The organism is Rhodopirellula sp. UBA1907, from assembly GCF_002337565.1.
Lineage (GTDB): Bacteria > Planctomycetota > Planctomycetia > Pirellulales > Pirellulaceae > Rhodopirellula > Rhodopirellula europaea.
The window spans coordinates 445-19,312 of the sequence record NZ_DDGH01000016.1 but is presented as its reverse complement, the minus strand read 5'-3'; the positions used below and the strand labels follow the sequence as shown (position 1 = coordinate 19,312).

General features: G+C 54.9%; 19 protein-coding genes and 1 tRNA gene. 7 read left to right on the top strand and 13 right to left on the bottom strand.

Annotation, left to right across the window (positions count from 1 at the left end):
• Nucleotides 1-157 precede the first annotated feature (157 nt).
• The 13 genes from B2R17_RS04110 to B2R17_RS04055 all read right to left on the bottom strand — a co-directional run bounded on the left by B2R17_RS04110 (nt 158) and on the right by B2R17_RS04055 (nt 9,625).
• Nucleotides 158-242: transfer RNA gene (locus B2R17_RS04110), tRNA-Leu, on the bottom strand.
• A 152-nt stretch (nt 243-394) separates the two neighbouring features.
• A complete protein-coding gene (locus B2R17_RS04105) occupies nt 395-1,072 on the bottom strand; it encodes a site-specific integrase (protein ID WP_286762970.1) in 678 nt (225 codons plus the stop codon).
• A 905-nt stretch (nt 1,073-1,977) separates the two neighbouring features.
• A complete protein-coding gene (locus B2R17_RS04100; RefSeq protein ID WP_144056543.1) occupies nt 1,978-2,244 on the bottom strand; it encodes a helix-turn-helix transcriptional regulator in 267 nt (88 codons plus the stop codon).
• Nucleotides 2,245-2,300: 56 nt separating this feature from the next.
• Nucleotides 2,301-2,537, bottom strand: a complete 237-nt coding sequence (locus B2R17_RS04095) for a DNA-binding protein (protein WP_286762969.1) — start codon at nt 2,535-2,537, stop codon at nt 2,301-2,303.
• A gap of 272 nt (nt 2,538-2,809) precedes the next feature.
• A complete protein-coding gene (locus tag B2R17_RS04090; protein WP_414707220.1) occupies nt 2,810-3,037 on the bottom strand; it encodes a MarR family transcriptional regulator in 228 nt (75 codons plus the stop codon).
• 94 nt (nt 3,038-3,131) lie between these two features.
• The gene (locus B2R17_RS04085; protein ID WP_286762967.1) at nt 3,132-4,046 is read right to left on the bottom strand and encodes a DnaB-like helicase C-terminal domain-containing protein; all 915 of its coding nucleotides are present in this window, start codon (nt 4,044-4,046) and stop codon (nt 3,132-3,134) included.
• Entirely contained in the window at nt 4,043-5,014 is a 972-nt protein-coding gene (locus B2R17_RS04080; RefSeq protein ID WP_286762966.1) for a DNA primase, read from the bottom strand. Before B2R17_RS04080 ends, B2R17_RS04085 begins: the two co-directional genes overlap by 4 nt.
• Nucleotides 5,004-5,678 carry a hypothetical protein gene (locus tag B2R17_RS04075; protein WP_286762965.1) on the bottom strand — a complete coding sequence of 225 codons (675 nt, stop codon included), beginning with the start codon at nt 5,676-5,678 and terminating at the stop codon, nt 5,004-5,006. The genes B2R17_RS04080 and B2R17_RS04075 overlap by 11 nt, the downstream gene beginning before the upstream one ends.
• Nucleotides 5,679-5,953: 275 nt before the next feature.
• Entirely contained in the window at nt 5,954-6,349 is a 396-nt protein-coding gene (locus B2R17_RS04070; protein ID WP_286762964.1) for a hypothetical protein, read from the bottom strand.
• 134 nt (nt 6,350-6,483) lie between these two features.
• Complete coding sequence (locus B2R17_RS28285; protein WP_414707219.1) at nt 6,484-6,738, bottom strand: helix-turn-helix domain-containing protein; 255 nt, start codon at nt 6,736-6,738, stop codon at nt 6,484-6,486.
• Between the two features lie 402 nt (nt 6,739-7,140).
• Entirely contained in the window at nt 7,141-7,917 is a 777-nt protein-coding gene (locus tag B2R17_RS04065; RefSeq protein WP_286762963.1) for a hypothetical protein, read from the bottom strand.
• A 244-nt stretch (nt 7,918-8,161) separates the two neighbouring features.
• On the bottom strand, nt 8,162-9,256 hold the full coding sequence (locus B2R17_RS04060) for an endonuclease NucS domain-containing protein (protein WP_286762962.1): 1,095 nt from the start codon (nt 9,254-9,256) through the stop codon (nt 8,162-8,164).
• Between the two features lie 39 nt (nt 9,257-9,295).
• Nucleotides 9,296-9,625 (bottom strand): helix-turn-helix domain-containing protein, encoded by a 330-nt coding sequence (locus B2R17_RS04055; protein ID WP_286762961.1) that lies wholly within the window; start codon nt 9,623-9,625, stop codon nt 9,296-9,298.
• Between the two features lie 112 nt (nt 9,626-9,737).
• Between B2R17_RS04055 and brxE the strand changes: the two genes are divergently transcribed.
• From brxE to B2R17_RS04020, 7 genes are all read left to right on the top strand, one after another.
• On the top strand, nt 9,738-10,355 hold the full coding sequence (gene brxE, locus B2R17_RS04050; protein ID WP_286762960.1) for a BREX-6 system BrxE protein: 618 nt from the start codon (nt 9,738-9,740) through the stop codon (nt 10,353-10,355).
• A gap of 38 nt (nt 10,356-10,393) precedes the next feature.
• Entirely contained in the window at nt 10,394-10,903 is a 510-nt protein-coding gene (locus B2R17_RS04045) for a hypothetical protein (protein WP_286762959.1), read from the top strand.
• Nucleotides 10,904-10,959: 56 nt separating this feature from the next.
• On the top strand, nt 10,960-12,516 hold the full coding sequence (locus B2R17_RS04040) for a helicase-related protein (RefSeq protein WP_286762958.1): 1,557 nt from the start codon (nt 10,960-10,962) through the stop codon (nt 12,514-12,516).
• Nucleotides 12,517-12,558: 42 nt separating this feature from the next.
• A complete protein-coding gene (locus B2R17_RS04035; RefSeq protein WP_286762957.1) occupies nt 12,559-13,947 on the top strand; it encodes a hypothetical protein in 1,389 nt (462 codons plus the stop codon).
• A 545-nt stretch (nt 13,948-14,492) separates the two neighbouring features.
• Nucleotides 14,493-18,083, top strand: a complete 3,591-nt coding sequence (locus B2R17_RS04030) for a P-loop NTPase fold protein (RefSeq protein ID WP_286762956.1) — start codon at nt 14,493-14,495, stop codon at nt 18,081-18,083.
• Nucleotides 18,084-18,284: 201 nt separating this feature from the next.
• Nucleotides 18,285-18,647, top strand: a complete 363-nt coding sequence (locus tag B2R17_RS04025; RefSeq protein ID WP_286762955.1) for a hypothetical protein — start codon at nt 18,285-18,287, stop codon at nt 18,645-18,647.
• A 3-nt stretch (nt 18,648-18,650) separates the two neighbouring features.
• A complete protein-coding gene (locus B2R17_RS04020; protein ID WP_008661678.1) occupies nt 18,651-18,845 on the top strand; it encodes a DUF2997 domain-containing protein in 195 nt (64 codons plus the stop codon).
• The last annotated feature ends 23 nt before the right edge of the window (nt 18,846-18,868 follow it).

Here is an 18,868-nt window from a genome sequence, read left to right as displayed (position 1 = left end):
GCGACATGCGCGAGTAGAGAGTCTCCCACCCCAAAATCCACCCCGCTTTGTGACAGCAGGTTGCGAAAGCGAGTTCCGGGATGAGATGGGGGCAGTTGAATGACCAGTTAAAACCGGTGTTTCATTCGAATCGCTAATGTGCGATCGCCTTCTCCAGTACCCAGGGCGGGACTCGAACCCGCAAGGACTAAACGTCCGGGGGATTTTAAGTCCCCTGTGTCTGCCAATTCCACCACCTGGGCAGGTGCGTGATTTACGGTGTTTTTCGTGATTTCGACCTGCCGCCACGGGCTTTCAAAGGTCCATGGTGACAGATTTGGCACCATCCATGCGCGAGTTTTAACCCGCCAGTTTGGCAGGATAGCTGTTTCCCAGTGGCAGCGGAAGTCACGGACTACCCCAACGCAGGCAAGTTGGCATGTTGTCTGGGCTTGCCCAGCATCGCCGCAATCTTTGACGCGGCACCCTCGGCCTCACCCGGAAAAAGGTGCCCGTAACGGTCCATCGTCAGGGTGATCGAGCCGTGGCGCATGATCGTCTGAACGGTCTTGACGTGTGCCCCGCTCATCGCCAGCCATGCCCCGCAAGTGTGCCGCAGACTATGAAAAACAAGGTGAGCACCGTCGTGGTTGGTTCGCTGAAGAAAATCTGAGGCGTCGGCCTCAATGCGTTCCTGTTCGTCCGTGAAAGATCGCAGCCAAAGTTTCCTTGCCGCGGCAAGGTCAGCTCGCAGGCCCCGCGAGAGTTCTTCCTGGCTACCGATGCCGAAGACCGATGCCGTCGGGTGCTTCGTGGCGACATGGTCTTTCAACTGGTTGGCGAGGTTGAGATCGAGGAATTGTCTTGCGGGTTTACGGTTCTTCGTGCCAGCCGCATCGCACAAGATATGGGGCGTACCGCGGAGCAGTATGAGTTTGCTTCGAGTCAGTTCAGCCAGTTCGGTCGCCCGTAAGCCCGTTTGTATCGCGGTCTGGTAGAGCAATACGCGTTCATGTGCTGACATGCTATTTCGGTCAATTGGTTGTTGATCGAGTGCTGTCACGATCCATTGCCATTCCTCTGGAAGCAACATTCGACGTTCATGCCGGCGGTCTGCGTTGGGGTCAGGTTTGCGTACCATCGACAACGGATTGATGTGAAGCCGGTGATGATCGGCCAGCCATTTCGTAAACGACTTGATCGACTGGAGCTTACTTTGAATGGTTCGAGCAGCTGCATTTCGAGACATCATCTCGCCGACGTGCTTCGTCACGGCATCCGCATCAATCTCGGTGATCCGACGCCATCCACCAGCCTCACGAAATTCCTCGATATGACGCTTCGTTCGCGCACGATGCTTCTCCGTCCCTCCCTTACTCGCTCGAAATTGGATGAATGCTGCGATGTGTTCCTCGATCGGTCTGGCAGCATGCATTGCAAGCTTCTCGGCCAGTTCATCAATGACCCCTGTTTCTCGCAGCCTCGCATCGGATTCCCATTTGTTCGCAATCCTCTGTGCAGTCGCCTTGTCGGTGGTCTTCGTAGATTTCCGGATTCGGGCCCCGCTGGCATCTGTGTACGAGGCCATGTAGTTGCGATCGGCGGTCAAGGTCCAGCCGCCCGTGTGATCGAGCGGAAGTGATTGAGACTGGCCGCGACCCGTTGTAATCGTCGCAAATAGCGTTTGCACCTGGTCGCCCGACACGATTCCGCTTCGCTGGCATCCCGTGCGGTCGTTCCATACTGCGACGCCGTCCGTCACCACCGCGTTCGCCGGAATTGGCTTCCAGGACTTAGTGATTGCCGCACCCACTGGAGCCGGTTTTCGATGAGTTCGTTTGTAAAGACTTGCCAACGCGAGAATTCCTCCACCACTGTTAGGATCAAATTTGCATCACATGGCCCTTCCCGCCGGCGCCGATCCCCGGCAGGAAGGAGAAAAAGCCGCCTCAACTCGAACGCTAGCGGCCCACTACGGTCGGTCAAGTTAGAGCAACCTCAAGCGTCTTTCGCTGGCATCTCGCCACGACCGGTCGGTAGCTCAGAAAGCGACTGATCCAGATCCACCCGTAGGTAGCGGATGCAACGGGGGCCGATCTTTCGCGGCACCACCCAGCCGGAAGCGACAAGCGAGCGAAACGTCCGCTCGCCGATGCCACAGTACGCTGCTGCGGCGGCTGCATTCATGGCGGCGGGCCACTTCGGATCGAGAGTGATCGGCTTCAGTTCATTGTTCACGGTTGGTCGTTTATCATTTTTGTTCATTGCCGAATCCAAGGGATGTGAAGTCTGGACGAGATGACTGAATGGAGAACTCTCTTTCACTCGTTGCCCCCTTTTTCGATCGCGGATTGATTGACATAAGCCTCCAAGACTCGCGGGTTGAAACAGACTGTGCCGCCGATGGTCAGTTTGGCATCGGCGGGCAAAATGCTCTCAGATCCCCCGCGGTCGATGGTTCGCTGGCTGACCGAAAAGAACTTAGCCACCTCCTTCTTTGTCAGTGGTCGAGTGCTATTCAACGGAGGCGATGAACCCGATGTCGATTGTGGTGCCATATTTGTTGTCTCACAGAAGTAGTTTGACTCTGACTTCGCATTGAAGCCGTACCGACTCTCAATGTCGATGACTTTTCGAACCGGCATACGGCAAACACGGCTGCCATTCGTTTTGGTGGTTCGAATGTCGTAGCGTTTTAAAACGACTGCCGCGCATCTCCCGGTCCACTTGTCGTCGATGATGGTCGGCGTCGTGCACGCGGGCGAGCGTTCACGCCCCGCCGAGACCATGTGAATCGGCGGGGCGTTGTGAGTATTGCGACACGTCTCAATTACTTTGGACGTTGCAGTTCTTCGTAGCGTTCTCGGCTCAGGGGAATCACCTGGTAGCTCGATGAACCCTTGCGAAACCCGCCCTGGCGGACGACGCGAAGCAAGCCCCGCTCGACAAGGCTTTTCACCGACCTCTCCACTGTTTTACGCGAGACACTGCAACGGCGTGCAATGTCTCGCTGTGCGGTTGACGCTACTTGGTTACGAGTGTCTCGATAGAGAGTCATCCACACTAGCAGCTCAGACCTCCGTAATTCACTCGCGGTGAAATCCACGAAAGCGTTGAGCACGCGAAAGCGGTCAGGAGTGTCTCTCAGCGATTTAGTTTTCATTTGGCGCCTCCCACAGAGAAGAGAGGGCACCAAGTGGACTCTCACTGGATTTCAAATCAAAGCTCTGTATCGAGCGATCAAACGAGAGATCGATTTGATCCGGCTTCCCGTACCTTGATTTCAGCTGACGCAGGCTGACATCGACGACTTCGTCAGTGCTATCTTGGTCGGCACCGTTCGCAGGAACGAGCATGTAGGCGTCGTCGGCTCCAAACTCCAGCTCCGACGATTCCCTGAACGATGCCAGTGAAAGTCCATCACCGGAATAGCTCGATCTCCCTCGCGAGTCTTTCGATCTTCCAACAGCGGACAACGCAAGGACACAACAACCCGCCGCTGCAAACTGACGAAGGGAGTCCATCGTCGCGTCAACGGAACCGCGTCTGTCACTGTGCTGACCTTTTGGTTGAATTCGCTGGATGTAGTCCAGCACAATCAGGTCTGCATCGATGAAGTCCGCGGCATTCGCCACGTTATCAAGGGTCATCGGGGACTGAACGAACACCAGTCGTTCGCCAATGCGATCCAGATCCGCAAATGACTTCTTCAAGCCTTTCTTTTGGTTTGGGTTCAATTTCCTTGTTTGGATGTCGTCCAGCCGAACACCACTGAGACGGCTCAATTGCCGTTCCAGTAGCCGTTCGGGAGGCATCTCCACATTGGCAACGCAGACGCGTAGCTTTTCGTTCAACAGCATCGCTTCGACCACGCATTGCATGGTGAAAGCCGTTTTACCCATACCCGGTGCACCTCCTAGAATGGCGACTGTTCCGGGGGTGAAGTGGAAGCTTCCGAGTTCCCTCCCCAGCTCATAACGGATAGGAGGATGTCCGATGAGGATATCCTCTCGCCATTCGGGAAGCAGCTCATCGCAGCGAATGAAATTACTGGCGGAATACGTCATTTAGAATTTCCCTTTGGGTTGATTGCGTTTTGGATCGTCCGGTCAATCTCGCGCTGTGATAGACCTGAATCGAGAGCCGATGGGCCGAGCACCACACCTGCTTGTCGCTCGGTGAATTCGAATTCACCTAAGTTGGCCGCAGCTGAATAAAGCCGCGTATGACGCTCACCTTCAACAGCTCCGTCGCGGATGAAGTCGACGGTCAATTGGTTGAGTTCCGATCGGTGCTCATCCCAGACGACCGTTTCATTCGCCCATTCAGTGGCCATTCGGCATGCCAAGTCCCAGTCCTCGCAAGCAAGCTCGTGAGGTTTAGGATGTAGCGGCAGGTCAAACTCCATCGGCTCTTCTGCCAGACCCAAAACCTTCTCTGGTTTCAGATTCAGCAGTTCATCGAAGGCGAGGAATCGCTTGTGAAGTCCTGTCTTTCCGTGCCTGCTGTTGGGAGCACGAAGCGGTTGGACCTTCGAATAGATCGACATGTCGATCGCGACCTCAGCTACCTTTGCCAGTTCCTCTGCCAGCATCCTGCACGAGCGGTTGAACTGCTTGTCAGCCCGCGGCTCAAACAGCGACGTTGGGAGACCGATGTGGTACCCCTTGGAGCCCGAGAAGAAGAGCAAGAGCTCTTCGTCATTGAGGCCGTATCGCTGAAGCAGAGACGCTGCCATTCGTCGCGCGTCTTGAGTCGCAGCGGCAACGTTGTTTTCTCGATCGATATCGAACCAAACAAACGCTGACCAGCAACGGCCATCGAACCCGCAGACGTCGAGTTGCAGTCCTGCATCCTGACACCGGCAACGAATAGCTTCGTCGTACTGGAACGGTGAGAGGAACCCTTCAAACTCAACTTTGGCGAGTGGGTCGCAAGAGGCGTATGCCAAGAACGCTCGATCGTAGTCAACGAGCTTGCGTTGGTTGGAACATCCACCCTCGATGCGAAACCCAAGCGTATGATCACAACTCATTAGGCGATCCCCCTGCTGGAAGCTTGTTCGCGGCCGCCGGCTTTCCCACCGCTTTCTTCTTGTTCTTTTTCACTGCCTTCTTGCGACGCCTAGCAGCAGGGCGTTTTTCAGTGTTAGTCGAGGCGACGATTGACTCATCCGTTGACTTCTCAGACGCAACCGAAGCGGTTGGTCGGTCGTCCTCGGCAACGGCGGCACTTCCTGATTCGTCGGCTTCAGGGGCGAAGGGATCCGGCTTAGGTTGGATCACCTCCAGGACCTTGAAGCTGCGAACCTGGTTTGATTCTCCACCCTCGTCATCGCGACGGATGGTCAACTGAACTTCGCATCGATAAATCGCAGGCAACGGTTGCTCCAGCTGCTTTAGGGATGTCACCCCCAATCTCCCGAGGTCACGTTTCGCCCGAGGCAAGGCGGCTGTTGTAAACCAGCAGTCGTGCCAGAACCGACTCCCTGCTCGGTCGCCTTCGGTGACTTCAAACGTCAGTTTGTAGCCGGGAGTTTGGTTTGATCGCGACTCGATCGCTTCTCCTTTGATGATGTTCGCCGTGTAGGTGCCCTTGGGGAGCACATCCTCATCGCAAGCTTCCGGGGTAGATTCCCAAGCATCCTCGATGCTTGCTAGCTTGCCTTGACGGTTAAGTATGTCCGTTAGTTTTCCCATCGATTCTCACTTATTAGCAGATGGTTGTGGATTGAATCAGAGACGAGATGGCCGAGGCCCCCACGTCTTGGATCGCTGAAAGCTGGAGCGTTCCGGGGGAAGTCAATCTGACTTCGTGATGCGCGCACTTTCAGCGGTGTCTGAAGCAAATCGCTCCAGATTGACAGTGTCGAAGACGTCTTCCTCTGGTCCGCATCGGCGGGCCCAGGCGATGGCCGCTCACGCAGGAGCGGCCTGGTTTGACGTTGTTGCCGAAGAGGGCAACTAGCTGCCGACTAACTCACTTCGTCGGTTATTGGCGTCCGGGTGTAAACGACGTCGACGTCGTCGCGCATCTGCTGGAACGAGAAGTCGTCATCCGCAGGCGTTGGTGTACCGGTCCATATTGATGCGGAGCCTCCTTCATCCTGAAGGTCTGGTATCTCGTAGGAAAAATCGGATATGCCATCCGGGTCGAAGTGTCGCTTGCCATCGACAGTGTCTCGCCATTCAAAATCAGCGGACGATGATGGAATGAATAGCGATTCAAGTGCCGTTCCATGGACTTCCGGACTGCACTCGCTAAAATGGAGGACGAGCATGTCAAAGCTTTCTGTTGATAAGTTTTCGGATGTAGTGAAGCGAACTTCCGGTTGCTGATTGGCGTCTGTGGCCGGTTGTTCGCTTTTCATTTTTGCCGACAACGAATTGGCGGTCTCTTTCTCGCAACCTATTGACGACGGAGTGGAACCACCGCCTCCTAGGTTCCCGTCTTGACGTTTCTCCGATGCGTTTGCGGGAGAGGTTTTCCGAGTTCGTTGGTCTTTCACTGGGGGCGTCCGCCTTTGATGTTTGTTGCCTTTGAAGCTTGTGCGGCGATCCACTCCTCGATCACTTCGGGTTGGTACCGGTAGAGGCCCCCAACCTGAAGTGGTGGCGGAATTTTGCCTGAGTCAATCAGCCGTTGCAGGTGGCGTTGGGAACAGTTCAAGCGTCGCGACGCCGTTTCGTAGGTCCACAAAGGTTCCGGTTCATTCGTAGCTGCGTGTTTGTCAACTGTGCAGGAATGATCTTTGGTCATGTGAATTGTGTCCTTCCTCTCTTCGCGAATTCAGTGAGACGATATGGCGTGTGGGACAACGAGTCCGCATCAAGCATCTCACGTGGTTTGTCCGTGCCCGCACTTCAACGCTGTAAGAATCAAACTGACAGCGTTGAACTCATTCAGCTCTGCCAGTCCCGTGATGTCCTGACAGGCCGAGTGTGAGCGATGGGGCTCTGAAGCGATTGGGATGCCAAAAACAAGAGGTGCGCATGTCAAGAATGCGCATTCGGAATGCGCACGCGATTGCGCATCCGGAGAAGGTCTCAAGTCCCCAAATTTCTATTTGGAGTCGTGGCACACTGCGCAAAATGATTTTTGCGCATCGTCATGCGCATCATGTCAGTCGCTACAGTGCGACGGCCAAGTCATGCCAGATTGTCATTTTGGCTGGCGGGGAACTACCACAGCCGGCAGGTCTGCCCATTTGGCGTAGTCCGATGCCCAAATGTTCAGAGTGGATCTGTGGCGAAGCTTCTTATCCTCTCGCGAGAACTTTTTTTTGTATTGAGCAAACGCCTCGTTCTTACTCTTTTTAAGTAGGCAATAGGCGCGAATCGTCCAATACATCCACCGAGCACTTTCCAGGTCGACTCCCTCGAAACTCGCTGGTTCGGGTTCGAGCGGCCATTTTGGCATGTCTTCGGAAGGGTTGCGGGTGTCCCAGTTTTCCGGATGCATCGGAGAATCTTGCTCTGGTGTTGTTTCGTCCTGCTTTTTGAACCAAGATTTCCAGGCCTCTCTTTCCGCGGCAATCTGCCCCGGGAGCTGTTCCAATACAAACGGGACTTGGGGATTGCTCGCTTCAGGGCGCATCCACATCCATTCAAGTTGATCGATGTAGTGTCGAAGCGGAGTGATGATATCTTGCTGCGGCGGTCCCGGCTGGGATTGCGAGGCAGGAAGCTCTAGCTCCAATTTGGTGATTGCTTGAGCGATTGGTGCGTATAGCTTGATGGCGTCCTCTAGACCCATTTGGGCTCTAGAAAGACCTCGCTGTACCCCGCCGTGAAGCTCTGAAAATCGCTCTTGCTCGTCTGGACTGACAACGCTAGCTCTGACCATGTTTTCACGAGCTTTGTTGAAAAGTTCTAGCTCCAAAATGAACGTTTCGAGAGCTCGATAGGCGTTAGAAACTTCAGCTTTCGTCGGTGGCATAGGTGATGCCTCTTGTCTTGAAGAATGTCTCAATCGGATGATCGTGGCAGAGATTTTGAAAAGAAGGGACGCGGCTAGTGCTCACGCACCCTTCGCCAGCAGCAAGTCGAAAATCACTCGTTGGAACTTTGGCGGCGAGCTCGGGGTTGTTGAGTTACTGGGCCAGTTGGTTTTGTTGGGCCTCGCTGCTGCTCACCACAACGTCGTCGCATGAACGACTCCAGGGCAGGGGGGCGAATTGACGTCAGTCCTTGATGCGGAAGCGCTTGCGGAGTCGTTCGATCGTGTGGGCCCATTTTGCCGACTTCGGTCTCGCCACCGTGTTTTGGTTGCCGAAGAGTCCCCTTTCCTTGACAGCATCATTCAAAGAAGTCGTCTCCACCCAACGAACTTTGACGTAGTGCTCAATCTCATCTTCCGGCAGGTCCATGTTAGGGACCGGCGAGATCACATCGGCGATGGGCTTCGTCGTTCCGTCTTCCAGGGGCACTCTGAAATCGCCGATTGGGGTCGGCTCCCCTTCAACGATTCCCACGCCGACATAGCCAGTTCCCGGTACGTTCACCCAAATGCGGTTGCCTGGCTCCAGGAGAGCCAACGTCTTGACGTAGAACGTGCCGTTGCCGGCGGCAAGATAGCCAAACTTGCGTCCGTCTTCCCACCGACGCGACTCGCCGTGTCCGAAATTGGCGTAGAACTCGCCATTCCACGGTTCGCCGCTTTTTGCCTCGACGGACTTCACCTCAACCTCTGTAGGGTCAATCAGCCAAACACGGCTCAGGTACTCGCGTCCTTCATCGACAAAGAAACGAAAGAATACAGCGTTGATCGCGACGCCATGTTCATCGTTCAGGTAGTTGACGATGCGTTCGGTGCTGGCGTCCAAGTGGCCGGCGACGATCAACAGCTCGTGACCTTCGTTCCAATTTTCCGGCGGTTCAATGCCGCCAAACTTCTGCTGGAATGCATCGTCGAGACTGATGCCGGATTGCTCAGGGTGATATTTGCTTAGGAAGGCATCAAAGATCGCTGCAATCGCGTCATTTTCTAGTTCGCGAATCCACGATCCATAGTCCAGGGTTTGGGCAACGATCTCCCGAGGTGTTTTGTCTCGTTTCAGCTCGATTACCACCAGCTTCCCATCGGCATCCATGGCCAGCAGGTCGATGTACTTTCCGAAACCGGTCAACACCTGACGCCCGATCAGAAGCAATCTCGGATCGAGGATGCTCAGGTCGGCTGCGAGAATGTCTTCGAGCTTCTCCTCCTTCGGGATCGGCACGAAACGAACTTTCTCGGGCCGGTCGCCCAAACGCCAGAGTCCCACTTCCACGGTCATGTTTGCTCCAAGCTTCGGATCTGGTTTGGCGGAGAGGGGCTAGCTAGGCGTGTTCATCATTTGTTCCAGCTCATCAAGCTGACGCTTGCTGCAGCCGGCAAGCTTTCGAAACAGTTCCGGCCGTTGTCGGATCCGTTTTCGAATTGATTCAGGCACCTTATCCGCCAGCAGTAACAACTCGTCCTCATCCGCGGTCAGTTCGGCTGCCAGCTTGTGAATGAACTTCTCCGACGGGTAATCACCGAAGTGCAGTTTGCCGTTCTCAACCTTGCTGATGTACGAGACGCTGACGTCCATCTGGTCGGCAAGGTATTGCTGTGTGAAATTGCGTTGCAGTCGCAGTTCTTTGACTCTTTTTCCGAACAGCATCGCATCGCTCGCTACAGAGTGGGTTGTGAACGCCCCTGATTGTCTTGCGCCCTGACGCAGCGTATGTTGCCGGCACTTTCAGGTCAACATACGGGCGAGGGGTGATTGTTCGATGAGCGAAGCGAATGCAGCGACAGCATCTGTACTTTCAGCGACACCGCTCCGAGGCGAGATTGATGCGTTGCTTGCTGCCCAACTGATCGTTGCGTGGGCAGGTGAATCGGGATCGAACGATGATCCCGCAACAAGGCGGCTCGGGTGGTGGCGAACTGACTTGGTGGGTGATGCTGCCGAGTACGAACTGCAAGAGCTTCTGCCAAACACTTGGCGATGGGCGAAATTTCAAGCCGTTCGAGAAGCCGCACGACTTCACGATTCTTCCGTGCGCGAGAAGGATCACGATCCCGATCGATTGCTGACGCTTTTCTCCTTGGGTTTTGCTATCGACGAGAAGGTCGAAGATCGACTTCGACAACTGAAGCTGGCCGGCGCGGATCCATGCGATGAAATTCCGCAACTGGGCGAGATCGTTTCGAAGCCGTGGAGCCTTGAGTTGATTGCGGAGTGGGCCACCTCGTTCGGTAAAGAGTCATTCACCAAAGTACCTTCGGGTCGCCGTCTCAAAGGCAAGCCACCAGAGAAACTGGGTGAGATCACCAATCGCCTGATCGCTGGTCTCGCGCCAATCGCCGATAGCTATCCGATGCCTCACTTCCGGAGAGATCAGTAGCGATGCACTACAAGGAGGAGACGCAGCCGCATACACGAATGATGAAATGCACTCTTGAGATCGAACCAACCCGTGCGTATTGGCACCTGTGCGAATCGGCGGGTGGAGCCGTATCGAAAGAGCAGGCCTTTGACAAATCCGCTTTCGGATCAAAGACGTTCCTACGGGTTGAACGTCTGATCGCTGACATGCGACACCGATACGACGCCTTTCCCTTCGCTTTGGAAGTGCTCGGGAAGTGGCGACCGATGGAGCTGGGCGACCGTGCACTCATTTGCCACTGGCACACACAGCTTGCTGACCCAATCTACCGTAAATTCACCGGCGAGTACTTGGTGGAGCGATACTACGGCCCCGCCGGTAATGTGGATAACGACATGGTCAGCCGCTGGATTGAATTGACCGTCCCTGGTCGATGGCAAATCGCCACTCGCAACAAGATCGCGAGCAAGATGCTGACGTGCGCTCTTTCCGCAGGCATTGTCAGTTCCAACCGCAATCCCCGCCCCATCGCGTTCCCTCGTGTCAGTGACCTTGCAGTCATCTGATGAGTGTAATGGAGCGGATTGCCCAGTGTTCGAAACACGACCTGCAGCGAATCGGTTTGAGTGCGACTGTGGGCAATCCAGACGCAATCCTGACATGGCTGACGGGAAGTTCGCAGCGAGACGGTGTGGTTGTTGATCCGCCTAAGAAAGCCGTTGAGCGACACCTGCAGGTCATTCACCGCGATGGCTTGGTGTCCATCGCCAATGCCGCCTCCCGAAAGGCTCGTGGTTCGAAAAGCCTTTTCTTTTGCCAATCGCGTGCGACATCCGAAGCGGTCGCCGAACAAATGCGACGCGAAGGGACCGAAGTTTTCGTCCACCACAGTGCGGTATCCAAAGAAGAGCGTCAGTTCGCTGAAGAGCAGTTCCACAGCGGCAGCGACGCTTGCATTGTCTGCACGTCAACGCTCGAACTGGGCATCGACGTTGGCGATCTAGACTACGTGCTGCAATCCGAGGCACCCGATACGGTCAGTTCATTCATGCAGCGAATGGGCAGAACGGGGCGCCGCGGCGACACGCCCGCGAACACGTCGTTCTATTGCGAAACTAGCGAAGGTGTTCTACAGGCGATCGCAATCATCGAACTCGCAAAGACCGGTTGGGTCGAGAACGTCGAGGTGAATGACCGTTGTTGGCCAGTCCTGATTCACCAATTGCTCGCGATGTCGTTGTCCACGGGCGGCCTGCGCCCCGAGGAAGCCTGGGAGCATCTTTCGCGGCTGCCCGACTTCAGTGGGATCAACCGCGACGAGTTTGACCGTCTGCTTGCGTGGATGGTGGAGGATGGATCCATGGTCTTGTCGAGCGGTCTGCTGTCACTCGGTCCGACCGCTGAGCGTCGTTTCGGTCGCCGCAACTTCATGGAGTTGTTCGCGGTTTTCTCTTCGCCGAAGACCTACGCCGTGATGACACTGGCTGGTCAACCTGTTGGTTCGCTCACCCAAGATTACGTAGACCGTCTCGTCGAAGACGTCAGCAGCTTCCTTCTCGGTGGACGCCCCTGGGCCGTCAACCAAATCAACCACGACGATCGCCGGATCTTTGTGGTGCCGTCCACGATGGGCCGCCAACCAACTTGGGGCGGATTCTTGCCACAGTTTCTCGGCTACGACCTATGCCAACAAGTTTTGCGGGTGCTTACCTCGAATGAAGACTATGCCTACCTCGAGAACCAGTCTCGCGAAGTCCTGCGAGAGGAACGCCAAAACCTAGGCAGCTTTCTCACGCCTCGTGCCGGTGGCATCGACGGCGACACCCACGAACTCCGCTGGTGGACGTTCGCTGGAGGGCGCATCAATTCAACCCTCCGATACGCCCTAGCGTTCCTTGAACCAACCTGGACGTTCACCCCCGACAACTACGCCATCAAGATCAGAGGCGACAGCCCAACCTCCGCCTGGCTAGGCGAAGCGATCACTCACATCGCCACCGAAGACTTCTGGACCAACGAAGCCCTCCACGCATCCATCACCGCCGCCATCCCTAACTACCGACTAACGAAGTTTCAGCCCCTCATGCCCGACTGGGTTGAGCGGGAGGTGTTGCAGAAACACCTGCTTGATGCAGATGGCTCGCGAGCGTGGTTGGTAGACGCAGCAACGGTGTCATGAAAATACTAAACCCGACCAGTGCCAAGCCGGCAGGATACCCAAATGTCTTCAAGTGAACTGTTCGTGATTTCGCCCTCAGAAGCATTGCTGCTGGGGCTCTGCCTGGGCGAGTACAAGGCGAAACTATTGGCCAACCCAAGTCACGAAGTGAGGTTCATGAGTCTTTTGGAATCCCGCGTAAGGCCGCACTTCCCTAGCTTTCGCAGCTTAAAGAAAGTGCCGATAGTCGCGACTGAACTACCCGATGACATTCATTGGATTAGCGATATCCCTGGCGATAGAGTTGGTACCTCCAAAGGTGATCTTTGCCGCGTCTTCTTTAATAGTGCCGGGGAGTATTCTTACCTGAAGGTTGAGCACCCACGTCGGTCATTCTTCGACCTGCTCGTGATGTGTGCGAGCGACAGTTTAGCCCTGAATCAATTTGAGCGCGTCGTCAATTCAGTGACTGGTATCCCAACCGAATCCGATGATCCTGAGGAACTCGAGAACATCATCGCTAAACTGGTGTCTGCCAACGATTGCTCTAGCTTGTTTGAGGCAGGGGAGTTGTTCGGCGAGCTCTTGAGTCGAATTGACGCTTTCTATGATTATGCATGGGAGGTGACCGACCCAATGAACGAAGTGACGGAGTATTTGGTTCCGCCTGACGATGCTCCTCCGGCTCCTGGCGAGTCAAACGAAGCGTACCTCTCTCGTTTGGTCGGAGTGGTCAAGCCAATCGACACAGACAGTCCACCAACACTCACTGCTTCTGTTGCCTCACTCGCTGAACAAGTGAAATCTACGCGCATCGTGCAGCGTTGCCATTACGCGGAAACGATTCTGGAGCAAATTGTCGACCTGCACTTTCAGGTTGTAGAAGGATCGAGTCCGGACCCGCACTTTGATGCTGCCAAGGCGGCAACCATGGACGCGAGGCATGCACAGATGTGTTTCTGGTTGGCGTTCGGAGACGTTCTCGGAGTGCTTCATGACGTGGACGCCGACGTGATGGCAGCGGATGTGGAATCGGCTGCGCCTCGCTCATTTCGATTGACGCCCGAAGACGAGCCCGACGACGTTCTTAAGCAGATTAGGGTTGTCGAGAAAGAACTCACAACGAATAGCGACGTCGACCCAAAGGACACGATTGTTCGACTTCTCCCGTTGATTGAAGCAATAGCCCGCCGCGTGTGGCCGGGAGATTTCCTTAAGGCGAATAATGTGAGCCTCGCTCGGATTTTGAGTGCCAGGCTTCGCGTTTCAACGTCAACGTCAGCCGAAACCCGACTGGCCAGCATCGGAATGTCTTTGAACGGTTCCTATAGAAATCCCGTCATACATGAGTTCGACCAGTTTACGTGTTCATTCGACGAAGCCCGGTACTTCATCGGTGCAATTCGAGCGATGGTGGATTTATGGAGGCAGATTATGGATTCCGCTTCATAGTCGGAGGATCGGTTGTCAGTTGCTGCCTTGGGGGTACCTTCCAAACGACATTCAAGTCAGCAGGCGGGGCATCGAAGCGGATTCAAAGCTCCGGAGTCGTGTGATGTGACGCCTCGGTCCTTGCACGATCGCTTGTTCACGCTCCTTTCGATTTGATCATCGCGTCTTTCGGTCGACGTTGTAATCGTTCCGAATGGGTTTGCCGTCCGGCTCGGTTTGAAGGATTTCAATTAGATCTGTTTCATGGCAGGCGCTCACGGAATGACGCGTCCAATCTTCCCCGGTTCGCGAGAGGAAACCCTCGCGGTGCGAAAGGATATCGACGTCCTTTGGCTGCGTCTTTCAGACTTGTTCCTCGTATGAATTAAATATGCTATAGACGGTGCCGAGATGGTCGGCAACGATATATCTCGAATCAAAGAAACGCAAAGATGCGTGCCACATAATTCGTGACGAGGGACAGGGAGGTCCGACCAAGAGGGTTTGGGCGTGTCACTTTGCTTTGGGGACGCAACGCATACTGAGCAACAAGGGCACCGGCAGCTATGATCAGAATTCTTCGTGATGAACCTGCTAAGAAAGACGGCTTCGGCAAGGGGGCCGACGGCATTGGTCCCCATGCAAGTATCGCAGCCGCGATTGAACGTCGCATCGTCTCGGAAGAAGGTGGCGGAACCATCGGACTCGAGGGCGACTATGGATCTGGAAAGTCCACCATCGTGCGATTGCTCAGCAATCAGCTGGACAAGCACAAGAATATCAAACTGATCATCTTTGACGCTTGGTCGCACGAAGGGGATCCTCTACGGCGAGCGTTTCTTGAAACGCTGATCAACGAGTTGATGGACCACTGCGACGGGCTTATTCCAGAAAAGTGGCATAGAGAAAAGGAACGCCTCTCGCAGCGTCACCGCAAAAGCAGAGAGACGAAGAAATCTAGCCCCTCGGGATTCGGCATCTGGGTCGCGATTGCAACCGGCCTTGTTCCCGTTGGTTTGCTTGTTAGTCGGGCTCAGACGTCGAAGGAAGATTTCGTTCTTGATTGGGATCACATAAAGCAGTGGCCGATAACAATCGGTCTGCTGTTGCTTGTTGCCCCCATTCTCGTCGCGGCGACGCGGTTGCTTTTTTTACACCTTGGGTACATTCTCCGCACGTCGGTTGGTTGGATTCCACGCGGTCGGGCAAACCTGCTGAAACGATGGACATTCAATTGCCGTCGAGTGGCACCACGTCGCTACTGGGGATGCTTTGCAACCGTAAATTATAGCTTCCTGGCTCAGCAAGGAACGCTTGAAAGCGAATCGGATGCCTACGAGTCATCGGATCCGACGTCAGTGGAGTTTGAAAGCCGATTTTCAGAGTTGATCAGTGAAGCGATCGAAGGCACTGACAAGCGAATCGTGCTAGTTGTGGACAACTTGGACCGATTGACCGCGAAGCAGAGTCTCGCCATTTGGTCCAACTTGCAAACCTTCGTGAGCCAGCGTGCTTTGGATGGCAATGGTTGGAGCAACCAGTTCTCGTTGCTAGTCCCCTACACGCCTGCGGCATTGCAGAAGCTTTGGGGCGATGCCGGCGCGGTAACGAGTGCGGCGTCGTTCTTTGAGAAGACGTTTCAAGTTCGATTTACGACGCCACCACCCACGCTCTCGAATTGGCAGGGACATCTACGGAGCATGTTGCGAGAGGCAATCCCCGAGATGCCTGCGAACGACATGGAGCGAGCTATTCAGGTCTTCGATTTGGTTCGGCGTGAGCGAGTCGAGCGAATCGTCCCTCGGCAACTGAAGCTTCACGTCAACGCGTTGGCCGTTCTGTGGGATATTTGGAATCACAACGGCATCAGGATTCCTGCCTCGGATCTCGCGTATGCGGTCCTTCATTCAGCGGACCGAAGTCAGTATGAAGAGTGTTTGCGTCGTCGGATCGAGCGTTTGCCGGATAGCGAAAGAAAGGAGGAAGACAAGGAATGTCCTGATTTTCCATCAAAGGCCGCTTTGCGGCTGTGTGGACCAAAGCTTGTCGATCATCTGGCAGCGGTTCATTTCAACGTTGAGCCGAGTGAGGCGATTCAGATCTTGCTGTGGGAGAAAATCGAATCTGCCCTCAACGATGGCGAACTGGAAACACTGTCGTCTTACCGCGAAACAAATGAAGAAGCGTTCTGGATCGTTCTTTTGGGGATCGTTGAAGAACAGGTTGATTCGCTGTCGCCCGAGGGGCTGACGACCTGGGTCAAAGGACTTCAGTTTCTAGATGAAGATGAGTTGCCGTACGCCGCCGAAAAAATTCGTGAGAGCATCCGAGAGCAAATAGGTAAGGAGCGAATGGTCTGGCATCCGCTCAGCGAGGAAACGATTGACGGCTTGGTTGCGTGTCTTCGGATTGACAGCGGTGCCGAGATGCGGTCAATCGTCAGGGAGGTTGGCGAGCGAACCGCCCGCAGTACCAACAAAGACATCGACGTCATTGCGAAGCTGTCGCTGGTTAAGGCTCTACGCGAAGCGTCCGTTGTGCCGGACAACCCTCAGCGAGCTGGAACTTGGAAGGTCGCAATGGAGGCGTCCGAATGGATTGATGTTGCTGCTTCAAGTGCCGTCGATGAAAGCGGTTTCGTCTTTATTGATCCGATTTGCTCGTCAGAGTCGATTGTGCAGGAGCTGTGTGAGAGAGCCGGAAGCGTCGATGACGAGGGTAGATTGGAACTGAAGGACTTGCATGTCCGCGCATTCGCGGAGTTGTCCACGATTCGTAGTGGAATCGACGGATCGGCGATCTGCGAGGTGCTGCATGAGACTTTGACTACCAAAGCAACCGTGCCAACTCGAGAAGCCGTCGAAACGGTCAGTGCTTGTATCGAGCGACTGCATTCATTACGGTTGCAGGGCGAAGAGTCCGCATCTGCTCACCTGCGCGACGACAATACAGCGAGGGCGATATTCGACTGCTGGACCAATGCCGACGCGTTGGCGATTGTGAAGGAATCATTGATCGCGTCACTGCTCTACTCTCACCCAGCGATGGACATCGACAAGCAATTCGGTGGGGTGGCCGATGCAACCCGGAACAAATACAAGGCTTTTTGTAGGGACGGTGGCCTTGAGGCAGTCGAGCCAGTTTGGCGGAAACTTTGCGACTACCATGTCCGCAATATCGTCGGAAAGCTTGGGAAGCAAGCCTCTGTCGCAATCAAGGTTGACTTCATTGAGCTGGCGTCAAACGATGGCGATGCGAGTCTCGCCGTGGGTACAGGCTATGTTAAAGCCAATTCGAGGTTGCTGGTTGATCGATTGGAGAATCGGGATGCCGACGTCCATGCAGTCGTAAAGCAACTGGTTCAAAATACGGATTTATGCGCTAGCCTCGTAGAGAACGGCGATCCTCTTGTGGATAAGGTCCGGGAATGCGTCGAGGTCATTCTCGATTTCGGCCCGCCCCCCAGTCAGCTCGTCGTCGCCGACGCCTTTGCCAAGAAACTCGGGAAAGTTTCTCGTGAACAGTGGCAGACGGATCTAGTAGAAGAGCGAAAACTCGTGGTGCTTGCCGGCAAGATCCAGAACGAGCATTCCAAGTCGTTCGTTGGGTCGTCATTCAAAACGGCAATGAAAAACGTCGCCGGTGATTTCGCACGTGGTGACTTGGAGTTAGACACAGAGGGATTGGCCATCGTCGCCTCGCTGGTTAGTAAGCTATCCCCGTCACTCAAGAAGGACTTGGGTAAACAAGCGTTGGCAAACATCCATTCCGCAACGTGCGGTTTGAATTCGATCGCAGTCACCATCTACGGCGACGCGATCCTGTTGGCAGATATCGATTTTTCGCCAGAGGATTTGGCAACCATCACTGCACGATCGTTGGACGGAGCGGACGGCGAGCTCGTAGCATGGTTGCTGGAATTTCTAATCGGGCAGGATCGAGTTCTTTCGGGTGTGAAAGGCGAAGCGAGTCAATTGCTTCAATCTCACCTCGAAGCGGCCGAACACGGCACCGAGGACGAAGACACACACCTTCAACTCGAGAAATTACGTGAATTGTTCGCGATTTATCCTCAGACCGCCGACCCCAGTGAGAGATCTGATCTAGCCGAGGGCGACAAGATGCAGGTGGAAGACACGTCTGAAGATGTTTCTTGAGTTTGGCGGCAATTGTGTGCGGCATGCACCATCACTCGCTCGTCGAAGCTCGCTAGATGGATGGGGGGGGGGGCAACATGTTGGGATTGGCTATTGGCTTTAACAACATGCCAACGTTCTAAATCCCCCGACGTTTTGCGCTACGTAGAGGTGAAGGTGGCAGCGTTGCCACCAGCACTTTTGTACGCAGGGAGATTAGGCATGTCGCACGTGGTGCAGATTTCGACCCAGGTCCGGGACGCGGCAGCGGTCCGGAAGGCTTGCGATCGACTGGGCTTGGACGATCCCGTCGAAGGAGAGGTGAAGCTGTTCAGCCAGACCGTTTCAGGTTTGGCGGTTCAGCTTGCCAAGTGGCGATACCCGGTGGTCTTTGACCTCGCGACCGGCGAGTCCAAGTTCGACAACTACCAGGGCTACTGGGGCAACCAGCAACACCTGGACGAGTTCTTGCAGGCCTACGCGGTCGAGAAGACGAAACTGGAAGCTCGCCGCAAGGGATACTCCGTGACCGAGCGTTCGCTCGAGGGCGGAAGGATCCAGTTATCCGTCAACGTGGGAGCTTGAACGATGAAGATCATTCAAGTGATCGTTGCGTCCGATGGCTCAACGAAGATCGAAACGGAAGGCTTTGCCGGCAGTTCATGTCGCCAAGCCAGTGAGTTCTTGGAACACGCTTTGGGTTCGCGGCAGAGCGAACGATTGAAAGCGGAGTTTCATCAAACCAACCCATCCAACATCAACGAACAAGCCCGGCAGCAGTGAAGCTGACCGGGCTTTCTTTTTGT